At 37.3% G+C, this 1,414-nt stretch carries 1 protein-coding gene; it reads right to left on the reverse strand.

Annotation, left to right across the window (positions count from 1 at the left end; genetic code table 11):
* Positions 1-34: 34 nt before the first annotated feature.
* Positions 35-1,291 (reverse strand): ISL3 family transposase, encoded by a 1,257-nt coding sequence (locus ADG81_RS08430; protein ID WP_049551447.1) that lies wholly within the window; start codon positions 1,289-1,291, stop codon positions 35-37.
* Positions 1,292-1,414: the final 123 nt, after the last annotated feature.

A 1,414-nucleotide genomic window follows, 5' to 3' on the forward strand; every position in this document is an offset into this window, starting at 1 on the left:
GGCTCTTTGTCAACTGTAGTGGGTTGAATAAAAGCTAAAACCGAGAAAGGACAAATTTCGTCCTTTCTTTTTTGATATTCAGAGCGATAAAAATCCGTTTTTTGAAGTTTTCAAAGTTCCGAAAACCAAAGGCATTGCGTTTGATAAGTTTGATGAGATTATTCGTCGCTTCCAATTTTGCGTTGGAATAGGGTAACTGAAGAGCATTGACGATTTTCTCTTTGTCCTTTAGAAAGGTCTTAAAGACAGTCTGAAAAAGAGGATGAACCAGCTTAAGATTGTCCTCAATGAGTCCGAAAAATTTATCTGCCTCCTTGTTCTGAAAGTGAAAGAGTAAGAGCTGATAGACATTGTAGTGGTGTTTCAAGTCTTCTGAATAGCTCAAAAGCTTGTCTAAAATCTCTTTATTGGTTAAGTGCATGCGAAAAGTAGGGCGATAAAATCGCTTATCACTCAGTTTACGGCTATCTTGTTGGATGAGTTTCCAGTAGCGCTTGGTAGCCTTGTATTCATGAGATTTTCGATGAAACTGATTCATGATTTGGACACGCATACGACTCATAGCACGGCTCATGTGTTGGACAATATGGAAACGATCCAACACGATTTTAGCGTTTGGAAAAAGCTGTTTAGCCAAGTCATAGTAAGGACTAAACATATCCATAGTAATGATTTTCACCTGACAGCGCACGGCTCTATCGTAGCGAAGAAAGTGATTCCGAATGATAGCTTGTGTTCTTCCTTCAAGAACAGTGATGATATTAAGATTATCAAAATTTTGAGCAATAAAACTCATCTTTCCCTTAGTGAAAGCATACTCGTCCCAAGACATAATCTCAGGGAGGTACGAAAAATCAGGCTTAAAACGGAAGTCATTAAGCTTGCGAATAACAGTTGATGTTGAAATGGCTAACTGATGAGCAATATCGGTCATAGAAGTCTTTTCAATCAACTTTTGCGCAATTTTTTGGTTGATAATACGAGGAATTTGGTGATTCTTCTTGACGATAGAAGTTTCAGCGACCATCATTTTTGAACAGTGATAGCACTTGAAACGACGCTTTTTAAGTAGAATTCTAGTAGGCATACCAGTCGTTTCGAGGTAAGGGATCTTAGACGGTTTTTGAAAATCATATTTCTTCATTTGACTTCCGCACTCAGGGCAAGATGGAGCATTGTAGTCCAGTTTGGCGATGATTTCTTTGTGTGTATCCCTATTGATGATATCTATAAATTGGATATTAGGGTCTTTGATATCGAGTAGTTTTGTGATAAAATGTAATTGTTCCATATGAATCTTTCTAATGAGTTGTTTTGTCGCTTTTCATTATAGATCTTATGGGACTTTTTTTCTACACAAAAAAGGCTCCATAAGATCCATAGGGGATTTACCCACTACAAATATTATAGAGCC

It is taken from the genome of Streptococcus pseudopneumoniae (genome assembly GCF_001070815.1).
GTDB lineage: Bacteria > Bacillota > Bacilli > Lactobacillales > Streptococcaceae > Streptococcus > Streptococcus pseudopneumoniae_P.

What these genes read in the sequence shown, in the direction of transcription:
- ADG81_RS08430 (WP_049551447.1), bottom strand. Translation starts at nt 1,291, where the DNA reads ATGGAACAATTACATTTTATCACAAAACTACTCGATATCAAAGACCCT.